The 19,660-nt window shown below is 50.5% G+C and carries 25 protein-coding genes; 5 read left to right on the plus strand and 20 right to left on the minus strand.

The window, feature by feature from the left end:
• Window positions 1-5 precede the first annotated feature (5 nt).
• Both H8K38_RS05985 and H8K38_RS05990 read left to right on the plus strand, forming a co-directional pair.
• A complete protein-coding gene (locus H8K38_RS05985; RefSeq protein ID WP_186883895.1) occupies window positions 6-761 on the plus strand; it encodes a class II aldolase/adducin family protein in 756 nt (251 codons plus the stop codon).
• Entirely contained in the window at window positions 758-1,579 is an 822-nt protein-coding gene (locus H8K38_RS05990) for an SDR family oxidoreductase (RefSeq protein WP_186883896.1), read from the plus strand. The genes H8K38_RS05985 and H8K38_RS05990 overlap by 4 nt, the downstream gene beginning before the upstream one ends.
• 114 nt (window positions 1,580-1,693) lie before the next feature.
• Here H8K38_RS05990 and H8K38_RS05995 read toward each other — a convergent pair whose 3' ends face one another.
• The 3 genes from H8K38_RS05995 to glmU form a co-directional block, all read right to left on the minus strand.
• On the minus strand, window positions 1,694-2,017 hold the full coding sequence (locus tag H8K38_RS05995; protein ID WP_186883897.1) for an AzlD domain-containing protein: 324 nt from the start codon (window positions 2,015-2,017) through the stop codon (window positions 1,694-1,696).
• On the minus strand, window positions 2,014-2,757 hold the full coding sequence (locus H8K38_RS06000; protein ID WP_186884191.1) for an AzlC family ABC transporter permease: 744 nt from the start codon (window positions 2,755-2,757) through the stop codon (window positions 2,014-2,016). Before H8K38_RS06000 ends, H8K38_RS05995 begins: the two co-directional genes overlap by 4 nt.
• 208 nt (window positions 2,758-2,965) lie before the next feature.
• A complete protein-coding gene (gene glmU / locus H8K38_RS06005; RefSeq protein WP_186883898.1) occupies window positions 2,966-4,324 on the minus strand; it encodes a bifunctional UDP-N-acetylglucosamine diphosphorylase/glucosamine-1-phosphate N-acetyltransferase GlmU in 1,359 nt (452 codons plus the stop codon).
• Between the two features lie 148 nt (window positions 4,325-4,472).
• Between glmU and H8K38_RS06010 the strand changes: the two genes are divergently transcribed.
• The gene (locus H8K38_RS06010) at window positions 4,473-5,903 is read left to right on the plus strand and encodes a tetratricopeptide repeat protein (protein WP_255422843.1); all 1,431 of its coding nucleotides are present in this window, start codon (window positions 4,473-4,475) and stop codon (window positions 5,901-5,903) included.
• 39 nt (window positions 5,904-5,942) lie between these two features.
• Here the strand turns inward: H8K38_RS06010 and H8K38_RS06015 are convergent, their stop codons facing one another.
• The 4 genes from H8K38_RS06015 to H8K38_RS06030 all read right to left on the minus strand — a co-directional run bounded on the left by H8K38_RS06015 (window position 5,943) and on the right by H8K38_RS06030 (window position 8,571).
• Window positions 5,943-6,284: a zinc ribbon domain-containing protein YjdM gene (locus H8K38_RS06015; RefSeq protein ID WP_186883899.1), complete on the minus strand. Its 342-nt coding sequence runs from the start codon at window positions 6,282-6,284 to the stop codon at window positions 5,943-5,945.
• Between the two features lie 64 nt (window positions 6,285-6,348).
• On the minus strand, window positions 6,349-7,308 hold the full coding sequence (locus H8K38_RS06020; protein WP_186883900.1) for a hypothetical protein: 960 nt from the start codon (window positions 7,306-7,308) through the stop codon (window positions 6,349-6,351).
• 44 nt (window positions 7,309-7,352) lie between these two features.
• The gene (locus tag H8K38_RS06025; protein WP_186884193.1) at window positions 7,353-7,616 is read right to left on the minus strand and encodes a DUF2164 domain-containing protein; all 264 of its coding nucleotides are present in this window, start codon (window positions 7,614-7,616) and stop codon (window positions 7,353-7,355) included.
• Window positions 7,617-7,716: 100 nt separating this feature from the next.
• Entirely contained in the window at window positions 7,717-8,571 is an 855-nt protein-coding gene (locus H8K38_RS06030) for a DUF4062 domain-containing protein (protein ID WP_186883901.1), read from the minus strand.
• Between the two features lie 620 nt (window positions 8,572-9,191).
• On the opposite strand from H8K38_RS06030, the gene H8K38_RS06035 reads away from it, so the two are divergent.
• A complete protein-coding gene (locus H8K38_RS06035; RefSeq protein WP_370587066.1) occupies window positions 9,192-9,836 on the plus strand; it encodes a 2OG-Fe(II) oxygenase in 645 nt (214 codons plus the stop codon).
• An 81-nt stretch (window positions 9,837-9,917) separates the two neighbouring features.
• Here H8K38_RS06035 and H8K38_RS06040 read toward each other — a convergent pair whose 3' ends face one another.
• The 10 genes from H8K38_RS06040 to H8K38_RS06085 all read right to left on the minus strand — a co-directional run bounded on the left by H8K38_RS06040 (window position 9,918) and on the right by H8K38_RS06085 (window position 15,600).
• On the minus strand, window positions 9,918-10,427 hold the full coding sequence (locus H8K38_RS06040) for an energy transducer TonB (RefSeq protein WP_186883902.1): 510 nt from the start codon (window positions 10,425-10,427) through the stop codon (window positions 9,918-9,920).
• A 126-nt stretch (window positions 10,428-10,553) separates the two neighbouring features.
• A complete protein-coding gene (locus tag H8K38_RS06045) occupies window positions 10,554-10,934 on the minus strand; it encodes a hypothetical protein (protein ID WP_186883903.1) in 381 nt (126 codons plus the stop codon).
• Window positions 10,935-10,978: 44 nt separating this feature from the next.
• Window positions 10,979-11,419: a hypothetical protein gene (locus H8K38_RS06050; RefSeq protein ID WP_186883904.1), complete on the minus strand. Its 441-nt coding sequence runs from the start codon at window positions 11,417-11,419 to the stop codon at window positions 10,979-10,981.
• A 314-nt stretch (window positions 11,420-11,733) separates the two neighbouring features.
• The gene (locus tag H8K38_RS18675) at window positions 11,734-13,038 is read right to left on the minus strand and encodes a glycosyltransferase (protein ID WP_186883905.1); all 1,305 of its coding nucleotides are present in this window, start codon (window positions 13,036-13,038) and stop codon (window positions 11,734-11,736) included.
• A gap of 136 nt (window positions 13,039-13,174) precedes the next feature.
• On the minus strand, window positions 13,175-13,594 hold the full coding sequence (locus H8K38_RS06060) for a DUF4019 domain-containing protein (protein ID WP_186883906.1): 420 nt from the start codon (window positions 13,592-13,594) through the stop codon (window positions 13,175-13,177).
• Window positions 13,591-14,010, minus strand: coding sequence for a DUF6404 family protein (locus H8K38_RS06065; protein ID WP_186883907.1), 420 nt, complete (start codon window positions 14,008-14,010; stop codon window positions 13,591-13,593). The genes H8K38_RS06060 and H8K38_RS06065 overlap by 4 nt, the downstream gene beginning before the upstream one ends.
• Before the next feature lie 150 nt (window positions 14,011-14,160).
• Window positions 14,161-14,541, minus strand: coding sequence for a VOC family protein (locus tag H8K38_RS06070; RefSeq protein WP_186883908.1), 381 nt, complete (start codon window positions 14,539-14,541; stop codon window positions 14,161-14,163).
• 91 nt (window positions 14,542-14,632) lie between these two features.
• The gene (locus tag H8K38_RS06075) at window positions 14,633-14,848 is read right to left on the minus strand and encodes a hypothetical protein (protein WP_186883909.1); all 216 of its coding nucleotides are present in this window, start codon (window positions 14,846-14,848) and stop codon (window positions 14,633-14,635) included.
• Window positions 14,845-15,180, minus strand: a complete 336-nt coding sequence (locus H8K38_RS06080) for a YbjQ family protein (protein ID WP_186883910.1) — start codon at window positions 15,178-15,180, stop codon at window positions 14,845-14,847. Before H8K38_RS06080 ends, H8K38_RS06075 begins: the two co-directional genes overlap by 4 nt.
• A 30-nt stretch (window positions 15,181-15,210) precedes the next feature.
• Window positions 15,211-15,600, minus strand: a complete 390-nt coding sequence (locus H8K38_RS06085) for a GFA family protein (RefSeq protein WP_186883911.1) — start codon at window positions 15,598-15,600, stop codon at window positions 15,211-15,213.
• A 402-nt stretch (window positions 15,601-16,002) separates the two neighbouring features.
• Between H8K38_RS06085 and H8K38_RS06090 the strand changes: the two genes are divergently transcribed.
• Window positions 16,003-16,713, plus strand: a complete 711-nt coding sequence (locus H8K38_RS06090; RefSeq protein WP_186883912.1) for a hypothetical protein — start codon at window positions 16,003-16,005, stop codon at window positions 16,711-16,713.
• A 91-nt stretch (window positions 16,714-16,804) separates the two neighbouring features.
• Here H8K38_RS06090 and H8K38_RS06095 read toward each other — a convergent pair whose 3' ends face one another.
• From H8K38_RS06095 to H8K38_RS06105, 3 genes are all read right to left on the minus strand, one after another.
• Window positions 16,805-17,038, minus strand: a complete 234-nt coding sequence (locus H8K38_RS06095; RefSeq protein ID WP_186883913.1) for a hypothetical protein — start codon at window positions 17,036-17,038, stop codon at window positions 16,805-16,807.
• Window positions 17,039-17,092: 54 nt separating this feature from the next.
• A complete protein-coding gene (locus H8K38_RS06100) occupies window positions 17,093-17,665 on the minus strand; it encodes a hypothetical protein (RefSeq protein WP_186883914.1) in 573 nt (190 codons plus the stop codon).
• A 1,207-nt stretch (window positions 17,666-18,872) separates the two neighbouring features.
• Window positions 18,873-19,430, minus strand: coding sequence for a hypothetical protein (locus H8K38_RS06105; protein WP_222610776.1), 558 nt, complete (start codon window positions 19,428-19,430; stop codon window positions 18,873-18,875).
• Window positions 19,431-19,660: the final 230 nt, after the last annotated feature.

The raw sequence follows: 19,660 nt of genomic DNA on the forward strand, positions 1-19,660 counted from the left end.
ACACCATGCAAATACCTTCCCTCAAAGATAAAGTCAGCCCCGAAGAATGGCAGTTACGGGTCGATCTGGCCGCCTGCTATCGCCTCGTCGCCGCTTACGGCTGGAGCGATCTGGTGTTCACTCACATCAGCGCGCGTATACCTGGGCCGGAGCATCATTTTCTGATCAACCCTTATGGGCTGATGTTCGATGAAATCACCGCATCCTCGCTGGTGAAAGTCGATCAGCAATGCAATAAGGTGATCGACTCACCTTTCCCTGTGAATCCAGCCGGTTTTGTGATTCACAGCGCGGTACATGCCGCGCGCGAAGACGTACAGTGCGTACTGCATACCCATACCAAAGCAGGGGTTGCGGTCAGCGCCCAGCGCTGCGGCATTTTGCCGCTTTCTCAGCAATCGACATTTGTACTCGCTTCGCTCGCGTATCACGATTACGAAGGCGTGGCTTTCCGCGACGATGAAAAACCACGTCTGCAAGCGGACATGGGAAATGCGAATTTTCTGGTGCTGCGCAATCATGGTCTGCTCACTGTGGGTAAAAGTATTGCCGACGCATTTTTATCGATGTACACGTTTGAAGCCACTTGCCAGATACAACTGGCGGCGCAGGCTGGCGGCGAACTGATTCATGTCAACCCGCAGATCGTGCAAGGTGTTGCGGAATCGATGCGGGTGCAGACCGGTGGTCTTGGCGGCGCATTCGTCTGGCCATCACTGATACGCAAGCTCAACCGCATGGATGAAAGTTATCAGTCATGAGCGGACAAAATAAAGTCATCGTCATTACCGGTGCGTCTGACGGCATCGGTGCAGAAATTGCGAGGCAACTGGCGAAATCCGGCGGCAGCCAAACCTCGCTGGTACTGGCTGCGCGTAATGAAGAAGCATTGAAAAAAGTAGCCGCAGAGTGCCAGACCTATGGCAGCGTGTGTCTGGTCGTCAAAACCGATGTCGGCGTCGAAAGTGAGTGTCGCCAACTGATCACGAAAACAGCAGAAACCTTTGGTCATATTGATGCACTCATCAACAATGCAGGTAAATCCGCGCAAGCCTTATTCAGCGAAGTCGCTGATCTTGCCTGGTATCAGGAATTAATGCGGATTAATTTCTGGGGCAGCGTCTGGTGCACGCATGCTGCACTGCCTTACCTGAAGCAAACTCGCGGGCATATCGTTGCGGTGTCCTCGCTTGCCGGACTCATCGGCGTTCCGGGTCGTACCGCCTACAGCGCCAGTAAATTCGCGATGAACGGCTTTTTTGAAAGTTTGCGCAGCGAAGTCAAAGAAGCGGGCATCAAAATTACGCTCGCCTATCCCGGTGTAGTGGCCACCCGCATCCGCTATCACGGCTATAACGCGGACGGAAATGTAGCAGGCAGCAGCGGTCTGAAAGAAGACGATGCGATGTCGATTGAAGAATGCGCACACCTGATCATTCAGGGCATGGAACATGGCAAGCGCGAAGTCGTCATGACAGGTAAAGGGAAACTCGGCCGCTGGCTCAAACTGATCGCTCCCGGTCTGGTGGAAAAGCTGGCCATGGCGGCACTGAAAAAAGAAGTACGTCCGCCGCAATAAAATAGCTTTCAACCGTCTCGCGACACCATAAAAAATGCCGGACAATATTCCGGCACTTTTTTATTCTGAAACTAATTTCCGCATCTGTTTTCTACGTCTGTCAGCCAGCACAGATTACATAGAAAACTGCCACTGAAAAAAGAAAAAACTCAGAAGCCCAACGACGATCGTCAGTAATTGTCTGCGGCTCAGCACGCAAACAATAACGGCAATCAGCGATGCCAGTAATTGCGGATTCCGCCAATGCAGCTCCAGTCCGTTGCCATGCGGTGCCAGTATCATCGGCGTGATAATTGCTATCAGCACGGTTACCGGTACAAAGCTCAGTGCCAGATTCAGCCATGGTGGAAAAACCAGTCTGTCACCAAGAATAAAAAACAGGGCTTTAATCAGCACCGTCACCACCGCCATACCGCCTATCATCAGCACGTAATTCATACTGCCACCTTCGTTCTGGCAGCGATGCGTGTCAAGGCCATGCCGACCGCGACACCAATCATTACAGCACTCAGCAAGCCTAGCTTATACGGCAATCCCTGCAACAGATAAGCACAACTACCGGCGGCCAGTGCGGCGGAAAATTGTGGAAACCGGTTCAGCTGCGGCACGATAATCGCAATAAAGGTTGCCACCATCGCATAGTCCAGACCCAGGGTTTGCAAAGCAGGAAACAAGGTGCCGAACAGTAAACCGACCAGCGTCCACAACTGCCAGTTCGCATACATCGCCAGACCGGAACCGAGAAAATACCAGTGCGAATAGCGGCGTTCTTCGCTGCTCAATGCTTGCTGATGGTAACCAGCAACGACGGCGAATGTTTCGTCCGTCAGCAAAAAGCCCAGACACCAGCGCCAGCGGGCAGATAAATGAGCAACATGCGGCAGCAACGTTGCGGCATACAGCATGTGGCGCAGATTGACGATGAATGTCGTCAACCAGATCACCAACATACCTGTATGACTAGCCACCAGGCCGGTTGCAATGAACTGACTTGATCCGGCAAACACCGACATCGACATCAATTGCCCATGCCACGGCAGCATAGGGCTGGTGGAAATCAGCGCGCCAAAGATCATGCCAAACGGCGCGGCACCGATCAGCATCGGTATCGTGTCACGCGCACCGCGCATCAGGCTGCGGCGCTTCTGGTCGCGTATATCGGGTAAATCAAACTGCATATCAGGCATCGTCATGCTTACTCCTTTGCCGCGAAGTATACATGGTGAGTGCAAGCTTCCGGTTTGGCATACGGTGAAATAAGGTCAAATGCGCGCGACATCAATGCAGGCAGAAATTCTAAGGAATAAAAAAAGCCAGCCTGGTATCAGACTGGCTTCAGGCTGGCTGCATATTCAACTCTTGCGACCCTTGCGACGCAGGTGCAGCTTATTTCTTTTGCTTCACTGGCCGCTGCCAGTTTTCTATCGTGATTTGTTTCGCTCTTGAGACGGTCAGCTTTCCTTCCGGCGCATCTTTCGTCAGCGTGGTACCAGCACCCAGCGTTGCGCCTTTGCCTACGCGCACCGGCGCCACCAGTTGGGTGTCGCTGCCGATGAAGGCATCGTCTTCGATAATCGTGCGGAATTTATTCGCGCCATCGTAATTACAAGTAATCGTACCCGCACCGATATTCACGCGGCTGCCAACGGTCGCATCACCAACATACGCCAGATGATTGGCTTTGCTATGCGCCGCGATCTGGCTGTTTTTGATTTCAACAAAATTCCCCACGTGCACGTCTTCAGCCAGCTCAGTTCCGGGACGCAAGCGCGCGTAAGGACCGATCTGCGATTGCGCGCCCACTTTGGCCTCTTCGATGTGGCAAAACGCCTTAATCGTTGCGCCGGCGCCAATATGCGCGTCTTTGATCACGCAATTCGCAGCAATCGCGACGCCATCTTCGAGTGTGACATTGCCCTCAAACACACAACCGACATCAATGCTGACGTCGCGCCCGCAGACCAGCTTGCCACGCACATCGATACGCGCCGGATCAAGCAGGGTTACTCCTTGTTCCAACAACTGCCTTGCGATATTCGCCTGATGTACACGTTCGAGTTCAGCCAGTTGCACTTTGCTGTTCACGCCCAGGGTTTCCCAGATCGCATCAGGCTGCGCTGATACCACCGCCACACCATCCGCCACTGCACGGGCAACGATATCGGTCAGATAGTATTCGCCCTGCGCATTGTTATTCGACAGAGTTGCCAGCCATTCCTTCAGCTTCACGGTCGGAACGATCATGATGCCGGTATTAATTTCAGTGATCTGACGCTCGGCTTCGGTCGCATCTTTTTGTTCGACGATACGACGGATCTCACCGTTTTCACGGACGATACGCCCCAGCCCGGTCGGATCGCTCATTTCCGCGGTCAGTATCGCCAGTTTGTCGTTGCCAGCAACGCTGATCAGACGTTGCAGGGTAGCTGCCGTCGTCAGTGGCACATCTCCATACAGCACCAGCGTAGGCTGACTATCATCAAGTACAGGAATAGCCTGTGCCACCGCATGACCGGTGCCGAGTTGCGGCTCTTGTCTGGCAAAACGCAAATCATCTGCTGCGACCGCTGTCAACACCTGATCACCGCCGTGACCGTATATAACGCAGATAGCTCCCGCATTCAGGCTGCGCGCAGTATCGATCACATGCTTCAGCAAAGGCTTTCCGGCCACAGAGTGCAATACTTTAGGCAAGGACGATTGCATGCGTTTGCCCATACCGGCAGCGAGAATAACGACGTTCATAAGTAAGCGTGTTTGAAAAAAAGGTGAATGAAGAAACCGCGCCAGGGACGCACTAAAGCGGCGAAATTTTAACATGCGCATGATCCCGCATTCGTTGAAAACGGGCGATACCAGCAAACAGACAGGCTGAATTAATCCGCTGCGGACGATGCACGGCGCTATGATGTCGGTTATCGACGCTCATTACTTTGCACTTATGTCTGCTGACTATCTTTCCGCCGAACAGTATTTCGTGGCAGCAAATCAGGCGATGGCGGCCGGTGAGCTATCACAGGCAGAGCATTTATTTCAAGAAGCGCTGCAAGCTGATCCTGCCTGCGCCGAAGCGATGGCGAACCTCGCTTATCTGAAAACGCAGCTCAGACAATACGATCTCGCTGACCAATACTACCGACAGGCACTCAGTTTATTGCCTGATAATGTACAGATCCATCTGAACTATGGCGCTTTGCTGATGTTGCAGTATCGCTTTGATAAAGCCGAAAAACACTACCGGCAAGCCTTACAGATCGCACCGGCATCAGCGGCGGCTTGGTCAAATCTCGGCGTGCTGCTGGCGAGCACGCAGCGTGAAGCTGAGGCCGAAGAATGTTATCGCAACGCATTGCTATGCGATCCGGCGTATCAAAAAGCCAGTTTCAATCTGAGTTATATCCTGCTGAAACAAGGGCGTTATGAAGAAGGCTGGCAAAGGCTGGAAGCGCGTGCGCAGGATGCGGTGCTGAATACGTATTTTCACTTTCCGCGCTGGCAGGGTGAAGCGCTCAGTGGCAAGCGCATACTGATTGCCTATGAAGGCGGCTTTGGCGACATGATGCAATTCTGCCGCTATGCCAGTCTGCTCAAAGCAGCCGGTGCGACCAGTGTCAGTCTGGTTTGCCACCCACCGCTGACGCGCTTGATGCGCAGTCTGCACGATATCGATGAAATTTATTCTTATGAGGATGACGTGCCTCACAGCGGCTGGGATTATTGGGTGCTGCCCATGAGTCTGCCATTTTTGTGTCAGACCCGTTTGCATAATATTCCCGCCAGTCTGCCGTATCTTTATGCCGATCCGACACGCTCAGTGTCATTACCCGGGCTTGCACCTGATGCTCGTTTGCGTGTCGGCCTGGTGTGGCAGGGAAATCATTTATTCGATAACGATGCGGCGCGCTCCATCGTCACGCCGGAAATATTGCACCCACTGTCAGCTATCAGCAATGTGCAATTCATCAGCCTGCAAAAAGGAGCGACGGACGAACAACTGCGCGCGCTGCAGGCGCAACTGCCCGTCGTTGACGCGGCACCTTTGCTACATGACTTTGCTGATACGGCGGCGCTGATACAGCAGCTTGATCTGGTCATCAGCGTCGATACTGCGGTGGCCCATCTGACAGCCGCAATGGCGAAACCATGCTGGGTGCTGCTGCCGCATTATCAGCCAGACTGGCGCTGGCTCAGCAAGCGCACTGACAGCCCGTGGTATCCGGAAGTGATGCGCTTATTCCGCCAGCCAGCGATGCATGACTGGGCGTCTGTGATTGCTGAAGTTGTTACCGCGCTCAACAGCTTACAAAAACAAAACCCGGCGTGATCTGCGTCAACGCCGGGTTTTGTTTGTGGTCTGAAAAAATCAGACTTTTTTCAGGTAACAAGCTTTCAGCATATAGCTGCCGCTATCGGTTTTGCAATCGACTTCATGGTCGCCACCAACGATGCGTATGCTCTTGATTTTGGTTCCCATTTTCAGTGTTGTGGAAGAACCTTTCACTTTCAAATCCTTGATCACCACCACGGCATCGCCATCAGACAAGACATTACCGTTTGAATCTTTGACGATACGTTCATCATTATCATCGGCGCTGGCTGCGGCGACCATAGGCCATTCGTGACCACAATCGGCACACACATAGTTTTCGCCGTCAGGGTAAGTATTTTCCATGCCACATTGTGGGCAGGCAGGTAAGCTGGACATAATTTCTTTCAACAATTGCGGATAAGTGTCCGTATTATATCCGATCAACCCCGTAAAATCGGCGTTATTGAGGTACAACAATCTCCCGTACCGAAGGATAAGCGAAGTCCACATCATGAAAACCATCGGTACGGAACGTCGTTTCCCAGCCGCCCCAGTTCACCAGTTTGCCGTACTGACCCGTGCGTTTTCCTTCTACATCAATGTATTCGCTGAATAAGCGCCAATTGTTTTTTGGCAGGCCGGTGCTGAGATCGAAAGGGTCGGTATCAAGATACAAGCGATGAATCACGCGCTGAGTATCGTGCGGGTCATTCCAGCTGATCAGCTTCATGCCTATCCAGACATTCTCCTGCAAGGCAGCGGTAAACTCGGGTTTGAGTGTCACGTAATCGTAGCGCGGATGCCGCAGCTCTTTACCGAAACGCGTTACGCTGCCGTGTCCCTCAGGTGATAAAGTCAGCATGACACAGGAAGCCGCATCCGGATTTTTATCGCTATGTGCGCCGCCTCTGATTTTCAGCGAAATCTGCGCGCGTGCCGGATCAAGGATCTGATGCACCCGCATAAAGATCGTCATTTCCTGATTTTTCAACTCGGCCGGATGGCTCAGAAAACCGCGCTGGTTTTTCCAGTTAAATTTTTGCTGGCCGCCGCTGGCGTAGATATGCAAACGGCTGCTCCAGCCTTCTCCGCCGCTGGCGTAACTGAGCGGGTGCGACGGCAGATTCCAGAATTCGAGCGCACCATCCTTGCCTGCGGTCGCTTTGGTTTTTTTCTCAATAACGAAACCACGCGTGCTGTTAGGATTCCGTTTACCGAGCCGGAATTGTGCACCCGGTGCCGACGGGTAAAACATCAACACATGGTCGTCATCAAACAATTCAGCAATCGAGGGAACCTGCGCGCCATCCGGCTTTTTATCTTCGGCCTGAATCGCAAACGGCAAAGCAAATGTCGCCGCCAGTAATAAAGAAAGAGAGCGGCGGCGATGATGATGTTGAAGCGGATGAAGCAGAGACATGTCTTTTCCTTGTGACGATGATGCCGGTACGGCGACAGAATATATCAGCGGCGTCTGCCTTGTTTTGGCCAGTATTGAAACGCTTCTTCATGAACCTCGATATCGACTTCCATCACCCGCGCCTGCAAACGTTCCTGCACATCAGCGACTGCTTTGTTATACACCAGAGGGCCGATTTCTTCGAGAAAAAAACTCAGCAAACCATCCGCTTCCAGACCGCTGACAGGTTCGGGGAAATTTTCGCGGCAATAGCGCTCTATTGAGGCAATCGCTTCTTTGCGCGATTCTTTAGCAATCTGGATAGTCATGGCAGAAAAAGAAAGAATAAAGGCAGGCAGCATACTATGCGGCCTGCCTTGCAATCAACAGCGGAGGATATCAGCGTAACACCCATATCCAGCCATCAAGTTATTTAACGGCACCTGTCTGCGCCTGATGGCGCTGTACCGTATCGACAATCACGAGTTCAGTTTTCCTGACTTCTTCAATTGCGTCTTCGAGTGAAATTCCGGCGCCACGACGTAGTGCCGAGGCGGCCGACATCGTATTTCCCGCCAGCAGATATTCAATCACATCCTGCAACACCGCGTCCGGCATTTCACGCTGAAACAGGTGCGCGACTTTCTCTTTAAAGAAGGCAAATCGCGGCGGCGTCAGCGCATAACGTTTCGATGCCGCCGTACCGGTCAGACCTGAGGGCATTTCATTTGCTTCAACGACCGGCTCTACTACTGCATCTGCTTTCGTGCTCTCAGCAACCGCCGCAGGAGCGACTGGCGCGGGCACTGGTGCAGGTGCAGGTGCAAAGACACGTAATAAATCGTTTTCTAATTTGGCGACCAGATCGTCTGCAGACTCATAAAAACGCACATCCTGCGTCTGACTCAGGTGTGACTTTAATTCACTCAGAGACAGCGCCGGTGTTCTGGTATCCACATGTTTAGGCAATACCAGATGCTCATCTTCATCCATGATGTAAATCAGTATCGGCAAGCCCGCAGCCAGCGCCGCTTCGTATTCAAGCTGCACCAGCGACTTGCCGGTGGTCGCATCCACGTTGCCATACACCATGCCGAACACGCCCACATACGCGGATGCCTGACGCACCAAGCGCAGCCGCTCAGCAAGACCGGTTTCCGGCGCTGCCAGCACAACTCTCAACGCAGGCGAACCTGATTTCGCCTGTGACAACGCGTCAGCTATTTTATTTCTGTGTAACGCCAGGTCAAACGGCGTCGAGCTGATAAACAGAGATGCGCTCATACAATTTCTCACGAAAAAATTAATCCACAACGAAGGCAGACCATTGCATATAAAAATGGTCAGTAACAGCCTCGCCACCGAAACCGACACCGGCACTTGATACTAGCACGAAGGGAGAAGTGGATGAAGACAGTCCGGTTGAATTCCGCTTGTAACAGCGACGGTGCAACAGACATCTGGCACCACATCCAGCGCAGTCAAACTGTCTCAGATACGCGCCGAAATCAGAAATTACCCAGAAATTTCAATGAATTGGGGGAGTATGTGTATTTTTGTGCCTGATGTCCTTATAAACAAAGGCTGTTAAAAAATACTCCCCCCAGTATTTTTTGGGTCAAAAACATGCCTGACCAGGCTGGCTGGCCTCATGCTGCAGCCCACTGTGGGCCTGAGTAACAAAATTGATCACGGCAAAAAACACCAAAGTGCGACCTCACAGCAAAGAGCCGGGATCAGCCCGCGTTTGTCTGACGAGCCGCGTAATGTAATCAATTCTGGTCAGGCTGCACGTTTATAGCGTACATTGAGTCACGCAATTGAATCACGCAAAATTCCAGCCACATTCCCTGTCGGTCCCGGGTTAATGCCTTGCCACGCAGTATTCACCCCGAAAGACATCTGTGATTGCCCTTGCACCGTACACATCCTCTTCAACGCCAGACCAGCTCAACGATACTGTTCATGCCAGCCTCTGTGACAATCTGGCGCAACACGGCTGGTCACAGCACAATCTCTTTTTAACGCCAGCGCTGGCGCTGACACTGGCAACAGAATGTGTGGCATTACGACACAACGATCATTTGCATTCTGCGCGGGTGGGGCGTGGTGACACGCCGACACTGCAAACGACGATACGCAGTGATCAGATCGCGTGGCTGCAAGCCGGACAATCCGTCGCCTGCGATGCCTATCTGCTGCTGATGGAACAACTGCGCATGTCGCTGAATCAGAAACTGTATTTAGGGCTGGAAGAATACGAAAGCCATTTTTCTTTTTATCAGCCCGGCGCTTCGTACAGCAAACACTTGGACCGCTTTCATGACGACGACGCACGTACTATTTCCGTGGTCATTTATCTCAATCAAGACTGGCAAGCAGAACATGGCGGCGCGTTGCGCCTGCATCCGCAAAATTTACCGACACAAGATATCTCGCCCATCGCTTGCCGCATGGTCGTTTTTCTATCCGCAGAAATACTGCACGAAGTGTTGCCCACCACCCGCAACCGCATGTCGCTGACCGGATGGTTCCGGCGGCGTGACTGATGTTGGATAGACAGATTTTATGTTTTCCACCTGCATGGTTGCTTGCTTATTGTTTCTGAGCTGATAGCAATCGAGAGCACATCACTCAAACGACAACCGGACAGGAAAATCCATGACACAGGCTTTCCCTCCGCATTTTGCTGGTTTAAAACGTATCAGGTACAAGAGATTTGCCGCGAATCTGGTCATTTCCGGGCTAGGCGACTGCAAAAGCTTAACTTCTTGAACCGCTCCCTCGGCATCCACGGTCGCCAACATGCTGAGCTGTCCGCGGTCATACAACTTATTATTTGCTTCCCGCAAGGGTTCATAGATCATCTGCAGGCCTTTCAGCGGGAACGGAGGTTCATCACCCTCTGCAATGTGCTCATACAAAGAATTCAGTTGTGCTCTGTCGGCTGCGGGTAGCTTCTCAAACGGCAAATTCATCGCGACCTTAAAACCAGTGACCTGGTCACGCCGGATATTAGAGCCTGTACGCACCTCATCTTTAATGGAGTATTGAGGTTTCACTTCCTGCGCCAATCCAAGAGAAGATGCCAGTAGCATAGGCAACAGCGCAAAGATTGCGTGTCTGGAATTGTGGCTCATATGAACTCTGATTAGTCTAAAGTATTAAATTATAACTATTATCAGAATGAAAATATGAGCGCATGGTATTTTTTCATGCATTTACTACAACCTATGCAGCAGTAAAATGCATCGGTATATCGATGCTCAGCGTAACATTGAATAAGAAAGCACGGAAGCGAACGCCTTACCCAAAAGGCCTCCGATCAGACTTCCGGCAATCAAACTGCCACTGAAGGCTGCGGCAATCCCAAGCGCTAAGCCAACCGGAACAATACCTTCCCCCCATCCCACAGCCGATCCCGCGATATCGCCCAAGGCACCGCCAAGATTGCCGCCGACCACCAATGCAAAAAAAGCTGATGGTAATAAAATTATCAATGCTCCGATGACTGCCCCCGCCATTACAAAATGGGGTGGAGTGAATAACTGAGGCCAAACAAGAACGAGTGACTTGCAGGCCATATAAGCACACAAGCCACCACCAACGATACCCAGCGCTGTCGCCAACATCATGATGTTTTCCATATCTGCTTCCTTCCTTGTTTTACATATGTAAAAACTCAAGCCGCTCAATTGTTCTGGCTGTTCGCAGCAACTGCCGCTTTTTGTAACTCGTCCTCGATATTGCAGCCTGGTACTGCCTCAGTCTTATCCACGACGAGCGACCAATCAGCATCCATAGCTAATTGTCGTCTGGCCGCGAGGAAGTAGCGAGTACATGGCTCAACCTTCAATGCAAACGACTTCTGTACACCGTTTCTCGCACCGGAACCTGGCGCAGCCTCGAACACGATAGAGCGTGATCCCGGAGATATCTGAATCGGCTTGCTGGGGCGGGCGAACTGAATGCTCCCGTCCACTGAAACGATGCGCACGGGGTAAAGCGTAAAATCTGTCAGAGTTTGCGGCGTTCCCTGGATAAAAGAAAGTGGAGCAGAAACGCAAGCGGTCAAATTAGTCACTGCGACAAATACTAACGGCAGTAACCCTGTATGAAAATGTCTGCTCATGTGATTCTTCCAATGACTAAAATATCGTTTGTCGGACACAGTAAAAAGTCAATTACTCAAGACAACTCTTTATCATTTCCCCATGTCCACCATGATCTTGTCGATTCAGATCATTTACAAAGAATGCATTCCCAGTTAATTCTGAGTAAGGATTTTAAAAGAAAAAAAATGAAATTTCGTCGCATACAAAAATAGGCGTCACGCCGACGATGGGATCGAACAGCTTCAAAAATTGCCTCACTGAAAATATAAAAAAATTAATATTACATTTTTTTAAGCTACAGGCTACTTTTTTTAATTCACGACGAAAAATGTCAGTCATTCTTTTTCAGAGAACGACCACCATTACCGATAGCAAGTAACTGGCGTTCAATTTCTTTGCAAAAAGCGAAGGCATCAAATGCGGGGGTAAAACGTGAGGCAACGGTGGCGCACTGCGTCCGCACGGTGTCAGAGGTGCATAGATGGTGCAGGCTGCGGGCCAATTTGCGAGGTCGTAAGCGTTTCGCAGGAATCACCTGGCCAACGCCGATCGCGGCAATGCGGGCACCGTTATCAAACTGATCCCAGGCAAACGGAACAATGAGTTGCGGGATACCTGCGCGCAGCGCTTCAGCGGTAGTGCCAATGCCTCCATGATGTACAAGTGCGGCGACATGCGGCAACAACGCCTTCAGCGGCACATACGGCTGCCAGATGACAGAGGCAGGCAGCTTCGATGGTATTTGTGCCTGCTCGCGCGTCAGAAAAATCGCACGCCAACCAGCGCTTTGTGTCGCCGCCAGTGCATACCTGAAAAAATCCACCGCATGGAGATTGCCCGTGCCCGGTGTAAACACTACCGGTTTTTCACCTGCGGCAAGAAAGGCCGATAAATCCGACGACAAAGCATCTTGTTTGCTGCTTTCAAATAATTGGAAATCGCCTTCAAGCAAGGGACGCGGCCAATCAGGCATCGTTGGCGCAAACCACGACGGAAAAAGCGTTACCGCCAGATCCGGCGTCTGGCTGATATGCGTCAGAAAAGAATCAACTGCTGGTAAACCCAAAGGCAGGCGCACCGCATTGATGTGACCCAATGCAACCGGGTCTACCCATTTCTTTTCTACCAGATGCCAGAGCGCACGTCGCCAGCTCATCGGTACCCAGCGTGGCACAGAGACGTCACCGATATGCAGTGGGTCGTGGCAAGTCCGCAAATTCGACGGTGCCAGATAAGCAGCAGCCACAGACGTCACCAAACCCAACTCGCGAGCGATGATGGCGCCGGGAACTGCGAATGGATGAGCGATCACCATTTTCGGTGCGGTGGTGGAAATCGATCGTATGCTGGCGATAGTCTGCTGCAGACCTTCACCATAATTCGCCATCAATGCCGCAAGACCTTTGCGCGGATTCCAGATATCCGGATTGCGGAGAATACGCAGAAATTCCTCGTCTGTGCCAACGCCGATAAACGCCAGCCCCGCATCCCGCACCATGTTCTCATAATAAGAATGGCTGACGAACGTCACCTGCCGCCCAAGCGATTGCAAGGTTTGCGCAATGCGCATCATCGGATGCAGATCACCGTTGGTGCCCACAGTGATGACGATGTAGTGTGGCGTGGTTTCAGACACAGCGGCAGACTTTCAGGTAAATGCCGACAAACAGCAAACAATTTTTTACGGCACAATCACTCTTTTGCCGTACACGGAAAATGAATACGTCAGACAGCGCCCAACTGGTTCACGACTGTCGTGTTATCAATGAAGCTTAATGAACGAAATAGCCTGTGACGCGCCAGGTGCCATCTTTGTCTTTCATCGGCGTCACGACCTCAATGGCCCCATTCTTATTCTCGAATGTGGTTTCAAATTGCACGGTCACATACTCACCCTCAGGTGCACCTTGAATATTTTTTTTATAATCAGCCGATTTGACTTTGCGAAATTTCGCCGCACCCAAAGGGCTGCGGAGACCTTGTATCGCATCAAGCCACTTCGATTTCTCGACCATTCCCTTAAACACGCTGCCGGCCTGATCCCAACTCGCGGCGTAATCACCGGCATCGACCACCTCAAGCCACTGCGTTGCTGCTGTCTGAGCCAGAGCAACGCTATCGGTCTTCTGCGCATACACCGACGACAAGGACAACATGCCGACAGCAAAAGCGGCAACAGTAATGAATTTCATAACGACTCCTGAGATTGAAAAAACGATCTGACGTGTGCTGGTGTGTGCTGATCAGTTTCCTGAGGTGACACCAATTTCTTCCCATCTTGGCAGTTGGTATTTACGGCGCCCGATTGCGTAATAGCTTGCCATAAAAAACCAAAGCAACACCCGGCAATTACTGCACCAAACGGAACAGACGATAATAAAAAGAGCGGTCGATATAACGTTGCTAGCCACATAAACAGCCCCAGCATCACACCAAAATAGACTCCGGAAATAAAAAATACTGGCCAGAATCGCGCAAAATGTGGCGGCGAACAATCAATACCCATGCGCCACAGGAGCCGGACTGCCGGAGGCGAGTAATTCGACACCTGCATCCCCGTTTTACTCAGTATCTGCAGCGCCAGCTCCCGGCGGGATAATGTACTCATTGAACTCTCCTGCTTCTATCGAAATTCAAGCGAACAAGCTAACAGAACGGTGCGTCATCAGCAATCATGCCAAACACAAGCACACTTCTTGCGCTGTGTATGTCTGATAAACGAAAACATCCATTCCAATATCAGTTCAGATGGCAGTTCTCAAAAATAGTTCGAGACTTCGATCAGATTTTGATCCGGGTCACGGAAATACACAGAAACGATAGACCCCGTTGCACCGGTTCTTTGTATCGGCCCCTCGGTCACTTTTACTCCGGCAGCCTCAAGTTCGCTGACAACTTGATTGACCGGCGTTTCACTGATCAGACAAAGATCGACGGAACCCGGTGTCGGCCTCGATGCTTTCGGCTCAAATTCTTTCCCGGCCTGATGCAGATTCAATTTTTGCTGACCAAACGTGAGCGCTTTCCGGCCTTCGCCAAACGTCACCACGTCCATACCAAGCACCTGCGAATAAAACTGACACGTGACATCAATGTCAGCAACCGTCAAAACGATATGATCAATGCGGGAAATTTTCATGTCAGACAAGCTTGAAATAAAAAAACAAACATACTACCTGATTGATATGCGAGCGAATAATGAGTCAGCACCGCAAACTCACGCTGTCATCTCAATCGTCGAGACGATCACCACTGAGCTGGCGTTTGTAATCCTTATATTCTTTGCGCGTAAACCAGATCGCAAACAGCACGACAAATACCGCCAACAGGGTAATTTCAAATTTCAGGAACAATTCATGGCTCCAGGGTGCAAACCACATTTGCAGCAAAGCGAGAAAAACACCAGCAATAAACAGCACCATACCGGCCAGAATAAGTCTTTTCATTTTTGCTTGCGCTCCACAATCACCGCTGTACCGTAGCACAAAACCTCGGTCACACCGCGCATCACTTCGGTGGCGTCATATTTCATACCAACAATGGCGTTGGCACCATTTTTTTCCGCCTGCGTACACATAATCCGGTAAGCGTCTTTGCGCGCCTGCTCGCACATATTCGTATAAATCGTGATGTTGCCACCGACGATCGTCTGCAAACCGCCGAAGAAAGAGCCGACGATAGAGCGTGAACGCACGACGATGCCACGCACGATGCCTACGTTTTCCTTAATCTCATAACCGGGCAATTCCAGCGTCGAGGTAATCATTTTTGCGTCCATATTTTCCTTTTATTAAATTCGTTGTTGCAATCAAAACCAGTAGTCGCCGACGCAGCGTCCGTCTCGCGGCAAATCATCGAAAGTATCCAGGCCATCAAAGTGATCAATCGGAATGTTAGCGATCGGTACTGGTTCAGTCAGACGTAAATTGACAGCGACACGGCGGCGGCCATCTTCTTCAGGAATACGCGCCAGCCAGTATGCGACGCAGCCACAATGAGCGCAAAAGTGAAATTCAATCGCCCGCCCGCGGATATATGCGGTGGTTGGTCCGTGAACACGTATGCCCTCATCAATAAAATCATATGCCCACAAAGCACCATACCGCCGGCATACAGTGCAATTGCATGTGGTCGCCCCTTCCGGCATACCGCGAAATTCCCAACTGACAGCACCACAATGACAGTTACCTTTTAACATGGAGTCATCCTTTCAGAGCTTGCGGATTAAGGCGATTAAGGCGGTTACGATAGTTACGGTGGTCAGATTAGCTGACCCAAGCTTAATACATACTCCCCCGTGTATATTTTAAAGCCCTTTAAATTCAATGACATCAGCGCCTTTTATGTTAAAAGTGGGGGGAGTATGTATATTTCTGGTGGTATTTCCGGCGCTATTTCTTTTACGTATAAGCAGGTACAGCGTCTATGGTAAATCAATATTCCCCGGTAACGCCAACAGCATTTTTAAGACGTTTCCCGATGATATGCGTCGTTGAATGTATGCGTCTGCTGCAATGCGCTGTGCCGTACGTGGCTATAATCGGCCTCCGTTCATGCTGACGCCCGCCCTGACATTTCTACACCCCACAAAGATGATTTTATGAGTAATACCGAATTAGCCTATCGAGCGACACTTGCCGAAGCCTGCGACTGGTTGCAACAGCAAACTGGCAACGCATGGAATTTGCCAGCCTTAATCACCCACGGCGTCACGCCTTATGTCTGGCTTGATTACTCAGATCAATATCCTGAACTATTTGGCGACGCCACAGGTGGTTATGCCGCGCCGATATTTTTCCAGGACGATACCCAACGCCTGGCGGCGGGCAGTGCCGATGTGCTGATCACCATGACCAAAGACGCCGACAAGATTGCGATTCAATTACCACCACCGGGCATACGCGCACCACTGCACGACTTGCGTTTTTTGCGTAAAGACTTAAGTCGTCTGGTGGCACAATTAAAAACCGCTGCCTTGCCTGTCAAAGAAGAAAAAGTAATGGCGTTTGAATCACAATCAGGCATAGATAAAGCGCAGGTCTTGCTGGCTTTTGGTCATCTGGTCAAAATCAATATGGAAAAAGCCCTGCTCAGCGGCGAAGCGATTTTTGGTGATGAGGGTGCGCGCGTCAAAAGCAGCGCCAAAGGTGCTAAAAACAAATGGCGCTGGAATCCAGTCACTCTGGCATTGGGTTTGAATGATGTCTATCGCGTTCCTATGCCGCGCCTGAAACGCACATTTGCAGAGCACGATTTCTTAATACCATGGATAGCACAGTGGAATGAAACCTTAGCGATTTTAGGTGAATGAGGACACAGAAAAATCTACATTCTTTTGCGGCAAAATTCTGATGCAAGGCAAATGAGCGGGCAATCGCAACCTGAACTTTTCAGCGCATCCGTCATTCCACAAAATAGCGGATCAGGCGCTTGATCACACCTATTGCGACTACGCCCATCCCCAGCATGATTCCCATCACCATTAGCAGCCCCAGACCAATAGGATTGCCATCAGCCGGCCCGAAAATAATATACAACTGCAGCGGCAGATAGCCCGCCACTGCAATGAGAATGCCAACAATCAGAAATTTCGATAAAGGCCAGCGTCCGTCATCGGTCATTTTTTTATCCGCCATCTGAGAGACTCCCGGAATCTATTCACGACAAGCAGCCAGCCTGCTATCGCGCCGTTAATGTGCCGCCGTTGGATCAGCTTGCGTGGCAGAATGGAATAACAATGCAGAAAGAGCGCTAGCCCAAAGAATCAAACCCGCGCCCAGACAACCGACCGGATCAGCAGCACCCGCCCGGGTAAGCTGCGGATACGCCAATGCCCAAGCCATCATCGCAACACCAATCACAGTATGTCGCCTGCTGTGAAACACTTTGGCCAGTGGGATGAAATGCGCCCCGACAATAAAGATGAAGGCAGGCACAAACCATTCAGGGTGCCCGATATTCTTCGCAATATTCGCCGCCAAAAAAATGGCAACGCCCTGAACAATATTGACGATGTTAAAAATGCGCTGCTCTTTTTTATTTTCAGGCGACTCAGCAGCGGCCGCATGCGCCTCACGATTGCGCCGGTACTGCCAGAAAGCCGCAAAAAACAAAGCCAGCCCCAAGCCACCAATCAACACCCACAACACAGCAGCCTGTGCAAAACTTCTGGCAGCCCAGAAAAACAACCAGCCTGAGCCGAAGACCGAAAAAATCATGGCACCGATAGCAGCGCCAGCGCGAGAAGCAGATTGTTTTTCCATGACTTTCATCCTGTTGAATATCCAGACACTGCCAGCATTATTTCCCCCTGGCCTTTGCCACAGTGCCATCTTTTATCAGCGGGATCAAGCCATACACGGTGCGCTTACTAACCTACGATGTCAGGAGCCTGGTGAAGAATGGTTCCCTTGCCGTTTAGGTTAGAGGACTGCACGGCTCAGCACTCGTTAGGATTGATGCTGATCGGTTGGCTTGCTTCTCGTGTAGCCTAGGTCGTTTCCGTCGCACTCATAGATATCGATCTTAGTATCGAGAAGCACCAGCTGGTCGATGAACTCGACACGATATTTTCCTGATTGACCACGCCAGACGGCACTATCACCTGCTTGAGCGAGATTGCAGCAAAGAGCCAGAGAACTCTAACGACAGTTGACCGTGAGAGCACACTTGGAGACCTCGAACGTATCAGTAAGTAGCACGGAGAGAATCAATCAGCGAAGCTTGCTAGTGTCGGCTTGCCCAAGTAGTTAGGCGAGTGACAGATGCTGCTGAATTTGAGTTACTTATAGAGAATTTTCATTTTTAACTTAAAGCTAGGCACGTATTTTTTCACAAAGCTACCTTATGCCCGCATACGCAGAAACAACCTCTTGCACTTCTGTGAAGTTTGTATGGCGCCGCCAGTTCCAAACACTCGGACTATTCGTACATTGAGCGTACATATACCTTAAAAACTGCGATGGAAGTAGCGGCTTATTGCAAATATAGCAGTTTCCATTACTATCTCTAAACCATATATATCCGTGCCCTGTGTCTGCGTTGGAGAAATCCATTTTCCCCGCAGGCGAGAGAGATACTTCGGCTGAAAGGCGATTAAAAAACTCTGGTGACTCGGCGATGCAATGTATGTGAGCATGTGTTATGCACCCCCCTGAGTGACTGGTTAGTTGACCTGCACCACTCTCAAAAAAGAAGAGCTTTTTTCCAAGCTTCTTAACGCTATGTTCTTGCATCTTGTCCAGCAAGCTAGCTGCTTCATTGAGGGAGCTCGACGGCAATTCTGCAAAACTATTTACATGTATAAATGGTACGAGCATGGCATGCGTTTTACTCAATGGGCCAACGCTTGGAATTATTGCGAAATTACCACTGGAGAGTAGTATATTTTTTCCTCGCAGAATAAGTTCTTGATAATCGCGCCCGCACTCATCCGCACCGGTGCCAGCGAGCTCGTTGCAAATATTGCAGTCAATCTTTGTTGTCATTTTTTGTCTTTGGAATTATTTTTTCTGCCCAAGCAGCCAGCCGACTAAGAACCAAATCGGAGAAGTAACCGAGCAAGAAACATATCGCAAATGCCGCGCGGGCTGATTCTTTGTTTTTGATCGCGATGGGTAAAAAATCTGTTGTGCCAAGCAGAAATGTGGCGAGAGCAACGATGCCTGATAGGAATGGTGTAAGAATTCGCCAATAAAATTTGTGTGGTTGCCATGGAAAGTCGTATTGGTTATTTTTTCCCCTGGCGGTGACGCGGTAAAACCATTTTGCGTCGTAGACCCAACCACCTAAGAATCCCCCAAGTGCGGCGAATAGCACCAGTTTGTCAGAATGGCGAAGGCCTAAGCAGTCGCTAAACAATTGAAGCAATATTAAGGTGGTACATGCAAGAACGAATAAGGCGACAAGGTACCAAAATTCAAAAACAATTTGTGATTTGTCCGATTTGAAAAATGGAACGCAGTCACGCCCCTCAAGCCCAGATAAGCTTGTTGATGGGCTGTTTATGTTGTTATTCTGGCTTGTCATTTCGATTCTATTTGAATGTAACTAAGATGGACTGAAAGCCCTAACGAATTGGTCAGTGGACCACAACCAAAAGCCAAACGTAATTTACTTTTGCAAGATTGTATCTTAACTCCGTGTTAAAAATTTAACCATCCGCTTGTTATGCCTTGCTCTTCCTATCCAGTCTGACTATATTTGGATACACGGATTTAAGACACTCCATCGCCAAACAACTAAAAGCGTCTCATCGC

Source organism: Undibacterium sp. FT79W (genome assembly GCF_014284215.1).
In the GTDB taxonomy this organism is placed as follows: Bacteria; Pseudomonadota; Gammaproteobacteria; order Burkholderiales; family Burkholderiaceae_D; genus Undibacterium; species Undibacterium aquatile.